17 protein-coding genes are annotated in these 18,095 nt (G+C 65.8%); 10 read left to right on the forward strand and 7 right to left on the reverse strand.

Going from position 1 to position 18,095, the window contains the following annotated elements; genetic code table 11:
• Window positions 1-13: 13 nt before the first annotated feature.
• Together yjjX and E2484_RS02635 are read right to left on the reverse strand one after the other, a co-directional pair.
• Window positions 14-532, reverse strand: a complete 519-nt coding sequence (gene yjjX / locus E2484_RS02630) for an inosine/xanthosine triphosphatase (protein WP_137283666.1) — start codon at window positions 530-532, stop codon at window positions 14-16.
• 75 nt (window positions 533-607) lie between these two features.
• Entirely contained in the window at window positions 608-1,369 is a 762-nt protein-coding gene (locus E2484_RS02635; protein ID WP_137283667.1) for a cobalamin-binding protein, read from the reverse strand.
• A 261-nt stretch (window positions 1,370-1,630) separates the two neighbouring features.
• On the opposite strand from E2484_RS02635, the gene E2484_RS02640 reads away from it, so the two are divergent.
• The 4 genes from E2484_RS02640 to E2484_RS02655 all read left to right on the forward strand — a co-directional run bounded on the left by E2484_RS02640 (window position 1,631) and on the right by E2484_RS02655 (window position 5,484).
• A complete protein-coding gene (locus E2484_RS02640; RefSeq protein ID WP_137283668.1) occupies window positions 1,631-2,596 on the forward strand; it encodes a transcription initiation factor IIB in 966 nt (321 codons plus the stop codon).
• Window positions 2,597-2,695: 99 nt separating this feature from the next.
• Entirely contained in the window at window positions 2,696-3,727 is a 1,032-nt protein-coding gene (locus E2484_RS02645) for a DNA-methyltransferase (RefSeq protein ID WP_137283669.1), read from the forward strand.
• A 421-nt stretch (window positions 3,728-4,148) separates the two neighbouring features.
• Window positions 4,149-4,820, forward strand: a complete 672-nt coding sequence (locus tag E2484_RS02650) for a type I 3-dehydroquinate dehydratase (RefSeq protein ID WP_137283670.1) — start codon at window positions 4,149-4,151, stop codon at window positions 4,818-4,820.
• Between the two features lie 208 nt (window positions 4,821-5,028).
• Window positions 5,029-5,484 carry a DUF7575 domain-containing protein gene (locus tag E2484_RS02655; protein WP_137283671.1) on the forward strand — a complete coding sequence of 152 codons (456 nt, stop codon included), beginning with the start codon at window positions 5,029-5,031 and terminating at the stop codon, window positions 5,482-5,484.
• Here E2484_RS02655 and E2484_RS02660 read toward each other — a convergent pair whose 3' ends face one another.
• The 3 genes from E2484_RS02660 to ppsA form a co-directional block, all read right to left on the reverse strand.
• Entirely contained in the window at window positions 5,485-6,651 is a 1,167-nt protein-coding gene (locus tag E2484_RS02660) for a 3-dehydroquinate synthase II (RefSeq protein ID WP_137283672.1), read from the reverse strand.
• A gap of 112 nt (window positions 6,652-6,763) precedes the next feature.
• The gene (locus E2484_RS02665; RefSeq protein ID WP_137283673.1) at window positions 6,764-7,738 is read right to left on the reverse strand and encodes a DUF7537 family lipoprotein; all 975 of its coding nucleotides are present in this window, start codon (window positions 7,736-7,738) and stop codon (window positions 6,764-6,766) included.
• Window positions 7,739-7,890: 152 nt separating this feature from the next.
• Window positions 7,891-10,251: a phosphoenolpyruvate synthase gene (gene ppsA, locus E2484_RS02670; RefSeq protein WP_137283674.1), complete on the reverse strand. Its 2,361-nt coding sequence runs from the start codon at window positions 10,249-10,251 to the stop codon at window positions 7,891-7,893.
• Window positions 10,252-10,505: 254 nt separating this feature from the next.
• Between ppsA and E2484_RS02675 the strand changes: the two genes are divergently transcribed.
• Both E2484_RS02675 and E2484_RS02680 read left to right on the forward strand, forming a co-directional pair.
• Entirely contained in the window at window positions 10,506-10,934 is a 429-nt protein-coding gene (locus tag E2484_RS02675) for a hypothetical protein (protein WP_137283675.1), read from the forward strand.
• Window positions 10,935-11,192: 258 nt separating this feature from the next.
• Window positions 11,193-12,296: a phosphotransferase family protein gene (locus E2484_RS02680; protein ID WP_170977215.1), complete on the forward strand. Its 1,104-nt coding sequence runs from the start codon at window positions 11,193-11,195 to the stop codon at window positions 12,294-12,296.
• Between the two features lie 9 nt (window positions 12,297-12,305).
• Here the strand turns inward: E2484_RS02680 and E2484_RS02685 are convergent, their stop codons facing one another.
• Complete coding sequence (locus tag E2484_RS02685; protein WP_137283677.1) at window positions 12,306-12,812, reverse strand: hypothetical protein; 507 nt, start codon at window positions 12,810-12,812, stop codon at window positions 12,306-12,308.
• Between the two features lie 37 nt (window positions 12,813-12,849).
• A complete protein-coding gene (locus tag E2484_RS02690) occupies window positions 12,850-13,755 on the reverse strand; it encodes a PhzF family phenazine biosynthesis protein (protein ID WP_137283678.1) in 906 nt (301 codons plus the stop codon).
• Between the two features lie 172 nt (window positions 13,756-13,927).
• On the opposite strand from E2484_RS02690, the gene E2484_RS02695 reads away from it, so the two are divergent.
• The 4 genes from E2484_RS02695 (at window position 13,928) to E2484_RS02710 (ending at window position 18,080) form a co-directional block, all read left to right on the forward strand.
• Window positions 13,928-14,338 carry a hypothetical protein gene (locus E2484_RS02695; RefSeq protein WP_137283679.1) on the forward strand — a complete coding sequence of 137 codons (411 nt, stop codon included), beginning with the start codon at window positions 13,928-13,930 and terminating at the stop codon, window positions 14,336-14,338.
• A 118-nt stretch (window positions 14,339-14,456) separates the two neighbouring features.
• Window positions 14,457-15,170, forward strand: coding sequence for a phosphoribosyltransferase (locus E2484_RS02700; RefSeq protein WP_137283680.1), 714 nt, complete (start codon window positions 14,457-14,459; stop codon window positions 15,168-15,170).
• 105 nt (window positions 15,171-15,275) lie between these two features.
• On the forward strand, window positions 15,276-16,130 hold the full coding sequence (mtnP, locus tag E2484_RS02705; protein WP_137283681.1) for an S-methyl-5'-thioadenosine phosphorylase: 855 nt from the start codon (window positions 15,276-15,278) through the stop codon (window positions 16,128-16,130).
• Between the two features lie 216 nt (window positions 16,131-16,346).
• A complete protein-coding gene (locus E2484_RS02710) occupies window positions 16,347-18,080 on the forward strand; it encodes a right-handed parallel beta-helix repeat-containing protein (RefSeq protein ID WP_137283682.1) in 1,734 nt (577 codons plus the stop codon).
• Window positions 18,081-18,095 lie beyond the last annotated feature (15 nt).

The following is an 18,095-nucleotide window of genomic DNA, read 5'->3' on the forward strand; positions in this document are numbered from 1 at the left end:
ACCGACGCCGTTCTTATTCGTACAGGTCCGTCACGAAGGGACCGACCGCTCCGGCGACCGCCTGCCGGAGCGCGCCTTCGCGGTCGATGGCGTGGCCGGTCAACGCGCCCGCCGCGCCCTGCTTCTCGGCCACGTTCTCCACGTCGAGTACGTCGTCCATCACCGGACCCAACTCCTCGCCGTCCCGGACGCGGACAGCGATGGATTCGGGGAGTCGCAGGCGAGGTCCCGCGCCGCGTCCGGTCCGGTCGCCGTCCGTCGCGGCCGCCCACATGATCAAGAAGAGTCCGTCCGCGCCTTCGACTTCGGCGACACCGCCTTCCAGACCGATGCCGAGGTCGTACTCGCCCGCGTCGAGGACGTTACGGGCACGGTTCTGTGCGCCTTCGACGGTCTCGCGCTCGCCGAAGGGTTGTTCGCTCACGCCCGATTCGACCGCGACCGATTCGACGGACGCGCCCGCGACGGCCGCGAGGGCGGATTCGGTCGCGTCTCGCTTCATGGGGTTCGTACTCCCGACGCCGACTCGCATGGCCGTGAGGAGACGCTCGGCCGACTTGGCGGTTACGAAAGCGTGGGTTCGAGCAAGCGGCCAGCGGCAGAACAGTTAGGCGTCGAGCGCGTCGGGGTGGAAAATTCCGGCCAACGTCTCGACTCCTTCCACGAGGCGAGGGCTCGGCTGGTTCAGGAGCGAGTCGTCGAGGACGTGGACGTTCTCTCGGGCGAGCGCCGGGACGTCCCATTCGCGGTCGAAGATGGCGTCGGGGTCGGCGCAGGCCCCGTGGCCGCAGACGTGGACGACGACGTGGTCGGGGTCGGCGGCCTCGACCTCCGTGGTCGAAACCTCCCGCGAGCGGTCGCCGGGGTCGACGAAGGGATAGCGCCCGCCTGCGGTTTCGACCGCCTCGGGCACCCAGTTGCCCGCGGCCATCGGCGGGTCGGACCACTCCTCGCAGTAGACGACCGGCAAGGCACCGGAGTCGGGGGTGAGACGCCGAACGCGGTCGAGGCGGCTCTCTGCGCGCCGAGCGAGCGCCGCGCCCTCGTCGGGGAGACCGACCGCCGCTCCGAGGTCGGCGAACGACGCGACGACCTCGTCCAGCGTGGCCGGGGCGGCGTGGAACACCTCGTGGCCGCGCTCCCGAAGGTCGGCCGCGATGTCGGCCTGTAGGTCGTCGGCGGTGAGAACGAGGTCGGGGTCGCGGTCGGCGACCGCCTCGTAGTCCGGGTTGAGCCAGCCACCGACCGGTGGAACGTCCGCCTCGCAGTGATGAGTCACGCCGACGAGGTGGTCGGTCGCGCCGAGTTCCCGCAAGGTCTCGGTCGCGCTCGGGGCCAACGAGACGACTCGCTCGGTCTGAGTTACCATCGGCCGGGAGTTAGAACCCCCGTAGGTTAAATCGACCGACTGACACACTCGTCCCAAAATAAGGGTGTTTAAAATTTTGGTGGTGGAGAGCCAGACCGCCGTCTCGCGCCGGTGTGACACCCGTTCACGAGACGCGCGAAATTAAATTCCGAAAATACTAAATACCTTTCGGAACAACGCAAGGTCAAGGAACTGAGTCCGGGGTTTTCCAGGTTCTCCCTGCCCGGTAGCCCGCGCCATCTCCGTCAACGAGGAGTCAACATGTCAGACGTAAGCACGAGAGTCAAACGAACCGAAGAAGAAGAAGTCGAACAAGAATCAGAGGAGTCTACCGCCTGCCCCGAGTGCAACGGTAATCTCATCTCCGACACCGAACACGGCGAGACCGTCTGCGAGGAGTGCGGTCTGGTCGTGGACGAGGACCAGGTGGACCGCGGGCCGGAGTGGCGCGCGTTCGACTCGAAGGAGAAAAACGAGAAGTCCCGGGTCGGCGCGCCGACGACGAACACGATGCACGACAAGGGTCTCTCGACCAACATCGACTGGCGCAACAAGGACGCCTACGGCAACTCGCTGGGGTCGCGCCAGCGCGAGAAGATGCAGCGCCTCCGCAAGTGGAACGAGCGGTTCCGCACCCGCGACTCGAAGGAGCGCAACCTCAAGCAGGCGCTCGGTGAAATCGACCGGATGGCGAGCGCGCTCGGTCTGCCGAACAACGTCCGCGAAACTGCCTCGGTCATCTACCGCCGGGCGCTCGACGAGGACCTCCTCCCCGGCCGCTCCATCGAGGGCGTCTCGACGGCCTGCGTCTACGCCGCCGCGCGACAGGCGGGCGTCCCGCGGAGCCTCGACGAGATCGCCGACGTGAGCCGAGTCGAGAAGAGCGAGGTCGCCCGGACCTACCGCTACGTGGTCCGAGAGCTGAACCTGGAAGTCAAGCCCGCCGACCCCGAGAGCTACGTCCCGCGGTTCGCCTCGGGACTCGACCTCTCGGACGAGGCCGAACACCGCGCCCGCGAACTGCTCCAGACCGCCAAGGAGAAGGGCGTCCACAGCGGGAAGTCGCCGGTCGGTCTCGCGGCCGCGGCCGTCTACGCCGCCGCGCTCCTGACCAACGAGAAGACGACCCAGGCCGAAGTGAGCGAGGTCGCCGACATCAGCGAAGTCACCATCCGGAACCGCTACCACGAACTGCTGGAGGCCGAAGAGGCCCCCGCGATGGCCTGAGTTCGGCCCGACGACCCGCGTTCGCTCGTTCTGCAAAGTTACAGACGGTTCAAAACCGAAAGAGAGTTTTGTCCCCCCAGAGACGGGGCTACAGAGCGGATGGAGACCGAACATCGGATACACGTCGGCGACGCCCGCGACATGGCCGCGCTCAGTGACGACTCCGTCGAACTCGTCGTGACCTCGCCGCCGTACCCCATGATAGAGATGTGGGACGACCTGTTCGCGGAGTTGGACCATCGAATCGAGGACCTGCTGGCCGAGGGAGACGGCGAGGCCGCGTTCGAGGCGATGCACGCCGCGCTCGACCCAGTGTGGGACGAACTCTCCCGCGTCCTCGTGGAGGGCGGCGTGGCCGCCGTCAACGTCGGCGACGCGACCCGGAGCGTCGGCGACGGCTTCCAACTCTACCCGAACCACGCCGAACTCATCACCCGGTTCCGCGAACGGGGGTTCGACCTCCTGCCGGACGTGCTGTGGCGCAAGCCGGCCAACAGACTCACGAAGTTCATGGGGTCGGGGATGGTGCCGCCGAACGCCTACGCGACCCTCGAACACGAGTACGTCCTGCTGTTCCGAAACGGCGGCGAGTCGCGGTCGTTCGAGACCGGGGCCGAGCGCCGGTACGAGGCGGCGTACTTCTGGGAGGAGCGCAACGACTGGTTCTCGGACCTCTGGACCGACGTGCAGGGCGAGGGCCAGCAACTCGACCACGACGAACTTCGCACGCGGTCGGCGGCGTTCCCCTTCGAGGTGCCCTACCGTCTGGTCAACATGTACTCGGTGTACGGCGACACGGTGCTGGACCCCTTCTGGGGGACCGGCACCACGACGCTGGCGGCGATGGTCGCCGGGCGCAACTCGGTGGGCTACGAACTCAGTCGAGAGTTCCGCGAGGTGTTCGACGACCGCCTCACCGAAATCGGGGCGTTCGCCGACGAGAAGAACCGCGAGCGACTGGCCGTCCACCGGGAGTTCGCGGCGGACCAACAACTCGGCTACGAGTCCGAGAACTACGACTTCCAGGTCAAGACCAAGCAGGAGCGCCAGTTGCAACTGTACACCGTCGAGGAGTATCGTCAGGACGGCGACCGCTACGTGGTCAGCCACCGGCCGTTCTCGGACGAGTAGTCTTCGGGCGTCGAGCGAGACGTAGACGTATTTTCGTTCCTTAGGACACTATTTTCGTTCATTTAGGAAATGTGTTTGTGCCTCAAACCGGCACGTGCTGGTACGGTAGCGGTGCCGTGCTGTGCGGTCTGATCGGTTCGAGGAGTCGCTACCTCTCACCTCGTCACGCGTCTTCGTCGTGAGTGGTCGGAGTCGGAAGTGGGTCGAGGTCGGACGGGGTCAGAGTCGGAAATAGGTCGAGGCAAAGTCGAAGTAGTAACCGGTTAGAAAGCCTCCGCCCGCTCGCGGTCACGCGAGCGAAGCGAGTGTGACCGCGAGCGGGCGGCCCCTTTCAGTCCACCCAGACGGCGTGGTCTGGTCGGCCTATCGTTCGGTCTCCGGAACGAGTACACTTTTCCACGCACCCGACAGACACCAAGACATGAACTTCGAGGAGTTCGTCCTCGCGGCCAGCGTCACCGACCTCGGCGCCGAACCCCGAGCGCGCCAGCACGCCGACGCGGTGGAGTTCCGGATGGACCTCGCCGACGACCCGCTCGCCGCGCTCGACGACTACGACGGCGAGTTGCCCGTCCTCGCCACCAATCGCGCGGCGTGGGAAGGCGGCGAGGCCGACGACGACGAGACCCGTCTCGCCGAACTCGCGGAGGCCGCCGAACTCGCCTGCGTCGGCGCGGTGGACGTGGAACTCAAGAGTCTGACCGCGGGCGAGGGAGAGCGAGTGGCCGAGCGCGCACGCCGGACCGGCACGGCGGTCGTCGCGTCGGTTCACGACTTCGAGCGCACGCCGCCCGAACCCGACCTGCGCGGAGACCTCGAAGCCGCCACCGACCGCGCCGACGTGGGCAAGCTCGCGGTCACTGCCGAGAACCGCGGCGACGTGCTCGACCTGCTCACGGTGACTCACGAGTTCGCGTCGGCGGGCGAGCGCGTGGCGACGATGGCGATGGGTGCGGCGGGCCGCCACTCGCGGGCGGTCGCTCCGCTCTACGGGTCGGCAATCGGCTACGCGCCGGTGGACCCGGAAGACGCCACCGCACCGGGCCAGTACGACCTCGAAACGCTGGCCGAACTGGTCGAGACGTTGGCCTGACGGCGACCGAGTACTATTTAAAAGCCAACTGTCGCTCGAACTACTACTCGTCTAACACTGCCCCGGGACGTTTCGACGAGCGGGCGAGAAAACCCGCGATAGAACCCGTTAATCCGCTTCGGTTACGCGGATAGCCCGCCGAACGTGTTCAGCCAGCAAAGCGTCGCAGGGACAGCATTTATTAACGTCGGTCGGCTACCCGCCAGTAGTGACCCATACGAAATCCGAAAAGCGTCCGTGGCTGGGCGCCCTACTCGCGTTCTTCCTCCCCGGACTCGGCCACGTCTATCTCAGGGAGTGGCTTCGCTCGTTGATGTGGTTCGCTTTCGCGGTCAGCGCCGTACTGCTGTTCGTCCCGCTTCCGGACGCCGCGACCACCGGCGCGACCGGCGTCGGGGCCGCGTTCGACGCCGCGCTGGAAGCGACTCAGGACCTCCCGCTGGAGGCACTGCTCCCCATCTGGGTCGTCCGCCTGTTCAGCGCCATCGACGCCTACTGGCTGGCGCTCCAGCGCACGCCCGACGACGTCGACGAAGGCGACCAGTGCCCGTCCTGCGGCAAGGCCGTGGACGAGGACCTCGACTTCTGTCAGTGGTGTACGACCCCGCTCCCCGAGCGCGACGGCCCGAACGGCCCGGCCGAAAGCGAGGCAGTTTCGCGGTAACTACTTCTCGATGATACTCTCTTCGACGGTCTCTCCGAAGTGGCGAGCGCCGCCCTCGCGGTAGACCCGGAGTTCGTCGCCGACTTCGAGGTCCGTGACCGCTTTCCGGCCGTCGCGGGTGGGGACCTTGATGGTCTCGGCGTTCTGGAGGAGCGTCTCCACCCTGTCGCCGTCCTCGAACTCGACCTCCACCCGGAACATCGGCCGCTTCTCGATTTTGACCCGGCCGACCGTGGCCTCGCGGGTGTGGCCGTCCACGTCCACGACCTGCACGTCGTCGCCCGACTTGAGTTCCGCGAGGTACTTCGTGCCGCCGTCGGGCGTCCGGACGTAGGCGTGGACCGCGCCCGCGTTCACTCGGAACGGCCGGGAAGCGACGTACGGCGACTCGGCGGTCTCGGCGTGGACGAAGAAGAGGCCCCGCGACATCGACCCGACGAGCATCCCCTCGTCGTGGTCCATCAGACTTCCCGTATCGACGCACACCCGGTCGGCGCTCCCGGTGCGTTCGACCGCCGTGACCTCGGCCCAGGCCAGGTCCAGCGTCTCGCGCTCGGCCTCGTCGCGTACCTCGACGGTCTGGCGAATCTCGTCGGGGTCGTCGGTGTCCAACAGCACCGCGTCGCTCCCGATTTCGAGCGTCTCGAACGCGGTCTTGGCTTCCTCGGCCGACGTGACCCCGGCGACGAGGTCGGTCTCCTCGCCGATGCGCGCGATGAGATTTTCGAGGGGGATGATGGTCCAGTCCTCGCCGACGACGATGGTGTAGTCGGCCTCCGACGCCGCCTCCTCCGCGAACGCCTCGTAGTCCTCGCTCAGGATGCGGACGTACGCTCCTTCGGCCCGGTTGTCGTCGCGCCGGAGCGTCGAGAGGTCCGCCGACCCCGAGAAGTCCGTGGGCAGGTCCACGGTACCGTCGCCTTCGCCGTCCTTGCCCACGACGAAGACGTCGGGGTCGACCTGCGGTTCGGCCTCGTCTATCACCTTCGCGTCGCCGGCGGTGAACGCCGCGACGTTCACGTCGCCGAGTTCCCGCACGCGTTCTACGTCGGCGGCGTCTACCAGTACCCAATCGACGCCTGCTTCGAGTCCCGCCGTGATTCGTTTCCGGCGAGCGTCCCAGTCGCCGACCGCGTCGTCGGCCTTGAGCCACACGGAGCGTGTCATGTTCCCACGCTTGCAGCGAGACGGCTTGAACGTGGCGAATGTGACGAATCGTGCGACGAATCCGAATCTCGTCCGTTCGCCCTCTGTCGGAATCGATTCTTCGAAAAGCGGATTAGCTGGCAGTGGTCGTCGTGACCTCGCTTTCGGACGTAGTTTCGTCGCCTGTCGGAGTCGGAGTCGTCTCGTTTTCGGGAGTCTCGGTCGGCGGCGTCGCGGCACCGACCCATGTCGGGCGCTCGACCGTGACCGTCCCGACCTCGGTCAACTCGAACTCGTAGTGGATTCGACTCTCGTCGTTGCCCTCGGAGGCGGCCGTCAGTGAGAGCGAGTGAACTCGGCCCTCCGCGTCCACGACCACCGTCGCGTTCAGGTCCGTGAGGTTGGCGGAGTCGACGGCCTCGGTCGCTCGGAGGACCGCCACTCGCTGGCCGTCCCGGTCGTCGACGCGCGCGAGGTCGAACTTCCCGGCGGTCAGCGCGAGTTCGACGAGCCACGCTTGCGTCACTTGCGAGTCGAGGTCGGCCCGGGGCAGGTGGGCCCACGTCTCGTCGGCGACGTTTCCGCCGCTTCGGTTGTACCGCCGGAGTTCGGTCCGGTCCTCTCGGCGGTACTGGACGACGACCGACGTGTCGTTGGCCCAGAGGTCGGTGGCGACTCGCGTCGTCCCTTCGGTGAGATTCCGGACGCTATCCGAGTGGACCACGAGCGGCGACCGGCCCGTTTCGACGGTCCCTCGCTGTCTGGTCCACTGGCTCGTTTCCCCCACCGTGACGTTGGACCGGAACTCGAAGGCGAAACTGGAGTTGTTGAGGCCGCTCCGGTGGGCCTCGACCAGCACAGACGGGTCTTCGACGCCCGAGGCGTTCACGCCCGGCGGGAGCGATTCGTTCGCGGAGGCGTTCATCGTCGTCGTCGTCGTTTCGTTCGGCGACGTGACGCTCGTCGCGGTCGTCTCCGTAGTCGTCCGATCTTCGACAGTCGTCGGAGTCTCTGCAGTAGTAGTCGTCGGAGTCGTACCGTCACTCCCAGCACATCCGGCGAGGAGGATCATCGCGGCGACGACGAGCGCGGCTCGACGGGAAACCATTGTCTACTACTCCGGTAGCGTCACCCATAAACCGGCAGTATCGTGCCGTAGCGTTTTCTGAATTAGCTACGAATTATGCGAGTTAAACGGTGCTTACCGGGTTCCTAATCGCAAAAAGGGACCGCCGCGGGACCGGCGACGACGCTTCGAGTCTAGCGCACCGAGTCGAGCAGAAGCTTCTGTTCGACGCGCTTGACCTCGTGTTGGACGTCGCGGACCGCGTCGATGTTTGCCGAGATGGAACTGACGCCCTCGTCGACGAGATGCTGAACCATCTTGGGTTTCGACCCGGCCTGTCCGCAGATGGACGTGTCCACGTCGTGGTCGCGGCAGGTCTCGATGGTCTGGCTGATGAGTTGGAGGACCGACGGGTGGAGTTCGTCGAACCGGTCGGCGACGTTCTCGTTGTTACGATCCACCGCCAGCGTGTACTGGGTGAGGTCGTTGGTGCCGAACGAGGCGAAGTCGATGCCCTGCTCGGCCATCTTCTCGACGCCCAGCGCCGAAGCGGGCGTCTCTATCATCACGCCCCACGTTCGCTTCTCGGGGTCTATGCCCGACTCTTCCATGAGGTTGCGGGCCTGAATCACGTCCTCGGCGTCGTTGACCAGCGGGAGCATGATCTCGACGTTGTCGTAGCCCATCTCGTAGAGGCGGGCGAACGCTTCGAGTTCGTGGGCGAACACGTCGGGCCGGTCGAGGCTCCGGCGGATGCCCCGGTAGCCCAGCATCGGATTGTGTTCGTCGGGTTCGTCCTCGCCGCCCTGCAACTGGCGGAACTCGTCGGTCGGCGCGTCGAGCGTCCGGACCCGGACGGGACGGGGGTAGAACTCGTCGGCGACGCCGCGGACGCCCTCCACGATTTCGTTGACGTAGGCGTCGACGCCGTGGTCGTCGAGGTACTTCGCGGGCGTCTTGTTCGTGGACAGAATCATGTGTTCCATCCGGAGCAGCCCCACGCCGTCGGCGCCCGTGGCCGCGGCGCGTTCGGCGGCCTCGGGAATCGAGACGTTGACCTTCACCTCGGTCGCGGTCATCGGCTTGACCGGCGTCTTCGGACGGGCCTCCTCGATGGGTTCGCGCTGCTCTTCGCTCGTCTCGCGGCGACCCTCCGTGATGGTCCCCTTGTCGCCGTCGAGGGTGATGCGCTGGTCGTCGGTCAGCGACGAGGTGGCGTCGGTACAGCCGACGACCGCCGGGACGCCCAACTCCCGCGAGACGATGGCGGCGTGGCTGGTCATGCCGCCTTCGTCGGTGGCGATGCCCGCCGCGCGCTTCATCGCGGGCACCATGTCGGGCGTCGTCATCTCGGTGACGATGATGTCGCCCTCGCTCACCTTGTCGAGTTGGTCGAGTTGGTCGACGATGCGAACCGCGCCCGAGGCGATGCCCGGACTCGCGCCGAGACCCGAGACGAGTACGTCACCGTTTCCGCCGGTCTCGGTTCCGGAGTCGCTACCGCCGCCCGCGGCCTCGACCGCGCCGCTCCCGTCGGCGATGCCGTCGGTCTCCGCGGTGTTCGCTCCGTTGGCGCTCGCGTCGGCGTCGGTCTCGATTTCGCTCTCGGCGTCGTCGATAGTCGTGATGGGACGGGACTGGAGCATGAAGACCTCCCCGTCCACGATGGCCCACTCCACGTCCTGGGGAGTGTCGTAGTGGTCTTCGACGCGCTCGCCGAGTTCGACGAGGCGTTCGATGTCGCGCTCGTCGAGCACTTGGGCCTCGCGCAGGTCGTCGGCGACCTCGCGCTCGACGGTCTCGCCGGTCGCCTCGTCTTTCTCCATCATCGTCTTCTTGTCGGCGATGGTGAGTTCGTCCACTGCGCCGGTCTCGCGGTCCACGACGTAGTTGTCGGGCGAGACCGACCCGGAGACGACCGCCTCGCCGAGACCCCACGCGGCCTCGATGATGATTCGCGGTGCCCCGGTCGATGGGTGACTCGTGAACATCACGCCGGACTTCTCGGCGTCGACCATGCGCTGGACGACGACCGCGATGTCGACCTTGTGGTGAGCGAAGCCCTTCTCCTGTCGGTAGTAGATGGCGCGCTGGGTGAACAGCGACGCCCAGCACCGCTTGACGCGGTCCACGAGGTCCTCGCGGGTGACGTTGAGGAACGTCTCCTGCTGGCCCGCGAAACTCGCGTCTGGTAAGTCCTCGGCGGTCGCAGACGACCTGACCGCGACGAACGCTTCACCGTCTTTCAGGTCGTCGTAAGAGTCGAGGATCTCCTGTCGAATCTCCTCGGGCATCTCGGTTTCGAGCACGAGTTCCTTGGCCCGCGACTGGGCCTCGGCGAGCGCCGTGGAGTCCTCGGCGTCCACGTCCACGGTCTCGAACAGTTCCTCCGCGATGCCGGTTTCCTCGATGAACGAGCGATAGGTGCCAGCCGAAACCACGAACCCCGATGGGACCGGCAGGCCCGCGCCGGTGAGTTCCCCCAGTGACGCGCCCTTCCCGCCGACCAGTTCGAGGTCGTCCGCGGTGATTTCGTCCAGCCAGAGTACAGCCATTGGTGCATGTGGGAGAACAGGAAGGCGAATAAAGAATGTTCCGACCGCCTCGTGCCGAGAATATTAACTCGAAACCGGATTCTATCTTCGAATTCGGAAAAATTGCCGCGACCCGAACGAGTCCGTGGCGACGACCGATTATCACCGGAAGCACTCGCTGACGCCGACCTCCGGACGCACGGGTACTCCCCGACGTTTTCGTTCCCCGACACGAAACGGGTGAGTTTATACGCTCGCGTTCGTGCCAGTCACGCATGGACGCGAGTCGTTCGCTTCGGTGGGCAGTGTACTACGTGGTCCTCGCCGGGGTCGCCACCCTCCTCGGTGGCGCACTCGTCGGCGCGGGCGTCGTGTTGGGCATCGCAGACGGCTACAGTCAGTTGGAGAACGGCGCGGCGCTCTCGTCGGCGCTGACGACTGCCGCGCCCGGCCTGGTAGTCGCCGCCCTCGGCGTGTTGGTCTGGGTCGTCGGAAGCGTCACCGCCTTCGTGCGGGTCTTCACCGCCGCCGTCGAGGAGCAGATGCGCGAGCGCTTCGACAGCGAGAAGGTCAAAAGCGAGATTCTGTCGGTGCTGGACGACCGCCTCTCGGACGTGGAACACGACGTGTCGGAGACGCGCCGTCAACTGTCGGAACTCAAGCGCGAGGAGACCGCCGAGGAGTTCCAGTTCGGCGAACAGTAGCGAATCGGGTCGGCAGAGGGCGGTCGCTACCGGGCGAGTCCTGGTCTCTTCGGGTGTGTTCGTTTCTCCGAGAGCCGCGACGACCTCGCATACGTCGGTCGCGCGCACCGAGAGAGATAGGTCAGTAATGCCGAAGTGGAATATATATAGTGTTTATAGTCCATATTTATGGTTAAAAGAAAGGTATATCGTTCTTTGAATGCCAGCACCACGCACGGAAGGACAAGATTTCTATCATACGACTCCGAGTTGGCGAGCATGGACGACGCCGACGACGCCGAGGAGTTCGCCGACGCGACCCTCCGGCGGATGGTCCGCGAGATTCGCCCGAAGTGGTCGCTCCGCGACGCCGCGCCCGCCGACGAGGGAACCGACGTCGTCTACTTCGTCACCGTCGAGACGCCCGACGGACCCCGCGAGTGCGTCCTGAAGGCCTGCGAGTTCCTCGACCCCGAGGCGTTCCGGCCCGAACCGTACCTCGTGGCCCTCGTGGACCGCCGGACCTCGATTCCCGTACCGAGCGTCGTCGGCGCGGTTGACGACCACGACGACCTGCCCGCGCCGTTCTTCCTGATGGAATGCCGCGACGGCGAGGTCAGGGAGAACGGGGCCCGCGAACTGCCCGCCGACGCGATGGAGCGCCTCGCCCGCGACGCGGGCCGACACATCGGCGAGTTGCACGCGCTCGGCGAGTTCGAGGCGTTCGGTGGCGTCAGACTCGCGCGGGACGTGGACGGCGACCGAGGCGAACTGACGGTGGGCGAGGGCCACATCGCGGCGGACCGAGACCGGCCTACGGTGGACGGTCGCGCCCTGACCACGGACGAGACCGCCAGCGACTCGTGGCGCACCCGCGTCGAAGCGACGGCCGACGACTGCTTGGGCGACCTCCACGACCGATTCGCCGACCTCGAATCCGACCTCCGGGCGCTCGTGGACGACCGCCTCGACGCGCTCGACCGCGAGTTCGCGCCGGTGCTCGGCCACGACGACTACCGACTCGGCAACCTCCTCGTGGACCCGGCGACCGGCGAGACCCGGGCGGTTCTCGACTGGGGGAACGCCAACACGCTGGAACCCCAGTACAACCTCGTCCTCGCCGAGCAGTATCTCAGCGGGTGGGCACCTCACGACGACCCGCTCCGCGAGCGCGTCCGCGCGGCCCTGCGGGAGGGCTACCGAGAAGTGGGCGAACTGGCAGACGACTCCGACGCCGAACGCCGCCGGGAACTCTACCTCACCGTCACTCGTCTCTTCCCGCTGGTCTGGTTCTCGCTGTGGTACGGCCATCGACCCGAGTCGGAGCGCGAGGCGACCGTCGAGAAACACCGACGAGCGGTCCGCGACCTGCTCGCTCGATAGTCGGGGTTCTCACTCGCTCCCGAACCGACTCAGAGCGCCACCGACGAGTCCGCCGACGGCGACTTCGACGCCGAGCAGTCCAGCGACCACCCACCAGAGGAACAGGGCCATCCCGGCACCGGGATACGGCCGTTGGGTCGGCGACGACAGCACCCACCAACCGAGTCCGACGCCGAGCGCCGCGACCGCGAATCCGAGGAGCAGGCCGTGTCCGAGACCGCTTCGGAGTCCGCCCGCGACGTAGCCAGCGACGGCCCCGCCGAAGAAACCCGAGACGAACAGGAGCCACGGTCCCGTCAGAACCCCGACGGCCGCAGTCACGAGGACGACCGCGAATCCGACGCCGAGCGCCTGCCAGTTCATCGTCCGTCGAACTATCGGCCCCGATACGTAGGCTTTCGGGAGTCGACGTGGAAAGCCCGGCTCGCGGTCGCTCCAGCGAGTGAACCGCCCGCGAGCGGGCGGCCCCTGTCGGGTGGTCGGCCGAGCGTGACGGTGGACTGGTCGACCTGTCATCGCGTCGGAGTACCGTCGGTCCGAGAGCGACGGGGAACTAGACCTCGATGATGTCGTCGCCGTCCTCGACTGCCGGAGCCCGCAACTCGCCGTCGAGCGCCGTGGCCGCCTGCCCGCCCACGCGGACCTGCTCGTCCACCCGCACGCGGACGTAGCCGGGACGGTCCACGAAGTGTCCCTGCTCGAAGGTCATCTCGTTCGGAAAGTCGCCGTCGAAGGCTTCGACCTCGCGCAAGTAGGCACCGGTCGCGCCGCTCGCGGTGCCCGTTACGGGGTCCTCGGGCACTCCGGCCGCGGGCGCGAACATCCGGCCGTGGAGGGTCGAATCGGCTTCGAGCGTGTCGAAGGAGAAGGCGTAGATGCCGGTCGCGCCCACCTCGTCGCTGAGGTCCTCGATTTTCCGGTGGTCGGGGTCCATCGCGCTGACGTGTTCGAGGAAGTTGACCGGCACCACGAGGAACGGGAGACCGGTCGAAGCGACCGCCAGCGGGAAGTCCGCGCCCACGTCTTCGAGCGCGGCGTGGTCGATGCCGAGGGCGTCGGCGACTCGCTCGTAGTCGAGGTCCACCTCCCGAATCTCGGGGGCGTCCTGGGTCATCCAGACGGTGCCGTCCTCGTCCACCTCGATGTCGAGGACGCCGACGTTGGTTTCGAGGCTGTGAGTTCCGGGGTCGATTACGCCGTCTTCGAGCAGGTGAGCGTGGGAGGCGATGGTGGCGTGGCCACAGAGGTCCACCTCGGTCGTCGGCGTGAAGTAGCGAACCCGGCGGTCGGCCTCGTCGCTCGAACGGAAGAATGCGGTCTCGCTAACCGCCAACTCCGTGGCGATGGCCTGCATCTGGGCCTCGGTGAGGTCGTCGGCGTTGGGGACCACTCCGGCGGCGTTTCCGGCGAACGGTTCGTCGGCGAAGGCGTCTACCTGTAGAGCACGTCGCGTTTCCATGGTCGCATCGAAGAACGCGCCACTCTTAGTAATTGGTTCGTCGGCGCGAGCCCGACCTCCGACTTGGTCGGGGTCTCGCCCACGAGGTCACTTCGCGCCGGCGAAGTCGCCGGTCTCGCCTGAACGACCGAGACGGGATTTAAGTCATCGGACCGGTAACCGTAGTCGAACGATGGCATTCGCTCGAAGGCGCGTCGGTAAGGGTCTCGCGGTGAGCGTCGGGGCGTTCGTCCTGTTCGGCGTCGTCACGGGCCTGATTCCGAACGGGTTCTACGTTCGCATGGTTCCTCGGACGCCGCTCGATTACCTCTTTCTGACGCTCACTGCGGTCCTGCTCGGCCTCTACAGCGTCCAACGCGTCCCCGAGGAGGAGCGCAACGACGGCGCCGCCGCCCTCGGCACCGTCGGCGGGTTCCTCGCGTTCGGGTGCCCGATCTGCAACGTCGTCCTGCTCGCGCTGTTCGGTAGTTCCGCGCTCATGACGTACTTCGACCCGCTCCGGCCCGTCCTCGGAGTCGTCGCGGTCGGTCTGCTCGGGGGACTCGTCTACTACCGCCACTCGCGGTCGTGCGAGACCTGTTGATTCCCGGTCGCGAGACGTCGTGACGGTCGGACGCTCGTGACAGTCGAGTGACCGTCTGACGTGGCGGAAATCCACCTGTAAACCGTTAAGTGTGCAGAAGTCCGACTCCCGAGGTGGTATGAGCGACCTCCCCGACGAGTTCAAATGCACGATTACGAACTGGGAGTACATCTACGGTCTCTGCCGCGACGTCAGCGACCAAGTCAAACGAGACTCGTTCGACCCGGACGTGGTGGTCGCGCTGGCCCGGGGCGGGTGGTTCGCGGGGCGGTGTATCTGTGACTTCCTCGGGATGGACGACCTGACGAGCCTCAAGATGGAACACTACGTCGGGACCGCCGAGAAGGCGGGCGAACCCGAGGTGCGCTATCCGATGCCCGAGGGGAGCGTCGAGGGCAAGGACGTGCTCATCATCGACGACATCGCCGACACCGGGGGTTCCATCGAGCGCGCCTACGAGTACGTCACCGACCGGGACGCCGGAGAGGTTCGGACCGCGACGCTTCAACTCCTCCAGACCAGCGAGTTCGAACCGGACTACATCGGCGAGCAACTCGAGGAGTGGGCGTGGATAATCTACCCGTGGAACTTCATCGAGGACATGATAGATATCACGAGCGGCGTGATGGACAAGGCCGACGGCGACGTCTTCACGACCGAGGAGATTCGCCACCTCTTGAGCGACTACCACGACGTCGAGCGCATCGAGATGGAAATCGCCCAACCCGACCGGATGGACGAGGTGCTGAACGAGATGGTCCGCCGGGACGTGCTGGCCGACGAGGGCGAGGAGTGGCGTCTGGTCGAGAACGAGAGCGGCGTGCAGGGCTGACGGCGTAAATCCGAATTTCTCCGTTGCTCTCCTTTCTGCCCGAAATACTCTCGTACGTAACTTCGAAGGATAGCCGTTTAGTAGCCACCCCCACGAGTGTACTCCATGACCATCGGCTTCATCGGAGGAAGTGGCATCTACGAGGCCCTGCCCCTCGAAGACACCCGCGAAGAGGAGATTTCGACGCCGTTCGGCGACCCGAGCGCGCCCGTCACCATCGGCGAACTCGCGGGCGAAGAGGTCGCGTTCCTGCCGCGCCACGGCCCGGACCACCAGCACACCCCGACGAACGCGCCCTACAAGGCCAACATCCACGCACTCAAGCAGGTCGGCGTCGAGCGCGTGCTGTCGAGCAACGCGGTCGGGAGCTTGCGCGAGGACCTGCCACCCCAGTCGTTACTCGTCCCCGACCAGGTTTTCGACCGGACCAAGCACCGCGACTCGACGTTCTTCGGCGACGGCATCGTGGTTCACATGCCCTTCGCGGACCCCTACTGCCCCCACATGGTCGAGCATCTGGCCGACTCCTGCGAGACAGCGACCGACGCCGACTCGGAGCAGGGCGGCACCTACGTCTGCATCGAAGGACCTCAGTACTCGACCCGCGCCGAGAGCGAGTTCTACCGCGACCAGGGCTGGGACGTCATCGGCATGACGACGATTCCGGAGGCGAAACTCGCCCGCGAGGCCGAGATGTGTTACGCCACCGTGACCGGCGTCACCGACTACGACGTGTGGAAGGAGGACAGCGAGGTCACGCTCCAAGAGGTGCTGGACAACGCCGCCGAGAACGAGGAGGCCATCAAGGAGGTCGTCGAGCACGCGGTCCGGAACATGCCCGACGAACGCGAGTGCGACTGCGGGCACGCCTTGGAGGGGACCATCAACACGCCGACCGAGGCGATTCCCGACGAGACCCGCGAGCGGGTCGAACCGTTCGTCGGCGAGTATCTGGACTGACGGCCGCTGCGAGGTCTCGGCGCGTCTTCCGGAGACCGCCCGACAGCCACGACCAGCGATGGAGAAATAGGTTTGTTTTCCTAGTAAATAAATACATTTCTCAGAACCCCATATATTTGGTTCGACGACTCGTTTCGTCGTCGGGAAACGTCGGGGTGACGCGAACGCCAGTTCGTGGCCGAAGAAGCTACCACACTTTCACCGGTTACTACCCACATGGACGAGTTTCCGCGCCGGACGTTCTGCTCGATGCTGGCAGCGTCGGCGGGAACCGTTTCGGGGTGTGCCGCAATGAACCAACAGTCGAAAACGGGAACGAGTCAATCGAACGACGAAGGAAACGTTACCGTCGTGACGACTCGAAAGGAACTCGAAACGGCCTTCGACGACCTCTCGGCGGGGGACACCATCCGTATCACGGACGAGAACGCACCCTACCGCACGACGCAGTGGCTCGACGTCGACGTGGACGGCGTGACGGTCGTGGGACCGGGCGTGCAGAATCTGATCAAGCCAGCAGAGAACGCCGACGCGGGCGGGTTCCGCATCGGGTCCAACGACCAGTGTGAAGAGATCGACATTCGCGGGGTCGGTTATCACGGCAACCCGTCCGGCCAACCGAAGAAGGCCGAACGCCTCCACGGTATCGCGGTCCGGAACGCGAACAACGTAACCATCCAGCGCAACCACATCCGACGGACCTACCCCGTCAAGCACGGCAACGGCGGGAGCGGCATCAGCGTCACCCAGGAGAGTTCGGACATCCGAATCTTCAACAACCAGATTCACGCGTTCGGGGACCGCGGCGTCCAACTCGCTGGCAAGCGCCACATGGTCTTCGGGAACGTCATCACGTTCGGACTCGACCGGCCCATCGCGTGCGACCTCTGGTCGTCGAAGGCCAAGAACCCCTCGGCACAGAGCGTCTCTATCTTCGGTAACCTCCTCGGCAACAGCGTGCAGGGCAGTCTCGTCGGCATCGCGCGAAACACGTCCTCGTCGTCGAGGGAGGGGTACGTCGGCATCTTCGGGAACGTCGGCTTCGGCTCGCACAAGTCGTTCTGCCACGTCCGCGGCCCGAAACCCCTCCAGAACATCAACGTCCAGAACAACGTCAGTCTTCAGAAGACGGACGATCTCCAGACGAAGGAGACGGCGAAGTTCTCGGGCATCGCCGTGGACGTGGCGAAGGTACGCAACCTCGCCATCAAGAACAACGAACTGTACAACTACAGCGGTCACGGCATCCGCGTCGACAGCGACGCCGCGGACCTCGCCATCCAGCACAACAGCGTCGACAAGCCGGACCTTTCCGGTATCCGATTCGTGAGCGGAACGAACGGCCTGATAGACGGCAATCTCGTCACGGCCGCGGGGGAGGCGGGGATTCGACTCGAAAACGTGTCGAACACGGTCGTTCGCGGTAACTACGTTCGGGAGGCGGGGACGTCGGGAGTAATCGTCGGTGGTTCGGAGTCGCCCACCGGCAACGAACTCAAGGACAACTACGTCACCGGTAACGACCAGAACTCTTCGAAACCGTCCCCGGCGATTCTGGTCCGAGACGACGGCGTCCGAGTCCGCGGAAACAGCATCAGACAGAATCAGTCGTCGGCCATCGCCGAATCCGTTGACTCGACGGGCAACGTCTACGAGGGGAACTGGGCCGACGGCAAACAGCCGTGGCGGTTCGCGAGTCCGACGTCCCGCGTCCGGAACAACACTCCGCCGACCGACGTTCATCGAGACGTCTCCCCGGACTCGGGAACGACCGCACGGGTAGAGTTCGAGCGGGCGTACGCTCACCCTCCGCAACTCACGTTCGGTCGGACCGGAGGCGGAGTCGGAGACGTCTCGTACGTGACCGACGAGAGCGGGAACTACGTGGGCGCGAAGATAGCGACTCGGCGACAAGGTGGAACGCTCGACGTCTTCGTGAACGGAGCCTGAGAGTTCCGTCGAACC

Source organism: Halorussus salinisoli, from assembly GCA_005239435.1.
GTDB classification, from domain to species: domain Archaea; phylum Halobacteriota; class Halobacteria; order Halobacteriales; family Haladaptataceae; genus Halorussus; species Halorussus salinisoli.

Excerpts from the sequence above, each read along its gene's own strand:
- yjjX (WP_137283666.1), bottom strand. The coding sequence starts at position 532 with ATGCGAGTCGGCGTCGGGAGTACGAACCCCATGAAGCGAGACGCGACC.
- E2484_RS02635 (WP_137283667.1), bottom strand. The coding sequence starts at position 1,369 with ATGGTAACTCAGACCGAGCGAGTCGTCTCGTTGGCCCCGAGCGCGACC.
- E2484_RS02640 (WP_137283668.1), top strand. The coding sequence starts at position 1,631 with ATGTCAGACGTAAGCACGAGAGTCAAACGAACCGAAGAAGAAGAAGTC.
- E2484_RS02645 (WP_137283669.1), top strand. The coding sequence starts at position 2,696 with ATGGAGACCGAACATCGGATACACGTCGGCGACGCCCGCGACATGGCC.
- E2484_RS02650 (WP_137283670.1), top strand. The coding sequence starts at position 4,149 with ATGAACTTCGAGGAGTTCGTCCTCGCGGCCAGCGTCACCGACCTCGGC.
- E2484_RS02660 (WP_137283672.1), bottom strand. The coding sequence starts at position 6,651 with ATGACACGCTCCGTGTGGCTCAAGGCCGACGACGCGGTCGGCGACTGG.
- E2484_RS02665 (WP_137283673.1), bottom strand. The coding sequence starts at position 7,738 with ATGGTTTCCCGTCGAGCCGCGCTCGTCGTCGCCGCGATGATCCTCCTC.
- ppsA (WP_137283674.1), bottom strand. The coding sequence starts at position 10,251 with ATGGCTGTACTCTGGCTGGACGAAATCACCGCGGACGACCTCGAACTG.
- E2484_RS02675 (WP_137283675.1), top strand. The coding sequence starts at position 10,506 with ATGGACGCGAGTCGTTCGCTTCGGTGGGCAGTGTACTACGTGGTCCTC.
- E2484_RS02680 (WP_170977215.1), top strand. The coding sequence starts at position 11,193 with ATGGACGACGCCGACGACGCCGAGGAGTTCGCCGACGCGACCCTCCGG.
- E2484_RS02685 (WP_137283677.1), bottom strand. The coding sequence starts at position 12,812 with ATGACAGGTCGACCAGTCCACCGTCACGCTCGGCCGACCACCCGACAG.
- E2484_RS02690 (WP_137283678.1), bottom strand. The coding sequence starts at position 13,755 with ATGGAAACGCGACGTGCTCTACAGGTAGACGCCTTCGCCGACGAACCG.
- E2484_RS02695 (WP_137283679.1), top strand. The coding sequence starts at position 13,928 with ATGGCATTCGCTCGAAGGCGCGTCGGTAAGGGTCTCGCGGTGAGCGTC.
- E2484_RS02700 (WP_137283680.1), top strand. The coding sequence starts at position 14,457 with ATGAGCGACCTCCCCGACGAGTTCAAATGCACGATTACGAACTGGGAG.
- mtnP (WP_137283681.1), top strand. The coding sequence starts at position 15,276 with ATGACCATCGGCTTCATCGGAGGAAGTGGCATCTACGAGGCCCTGCCC.
- E2484_RS02710 (WP_137283682.1), top strand. The coding sequence starts at position 16,347 with ATGGACGAGTTTCCGCGCCGGACGTTCTGCTCGATGCTGGCAGCGTCG.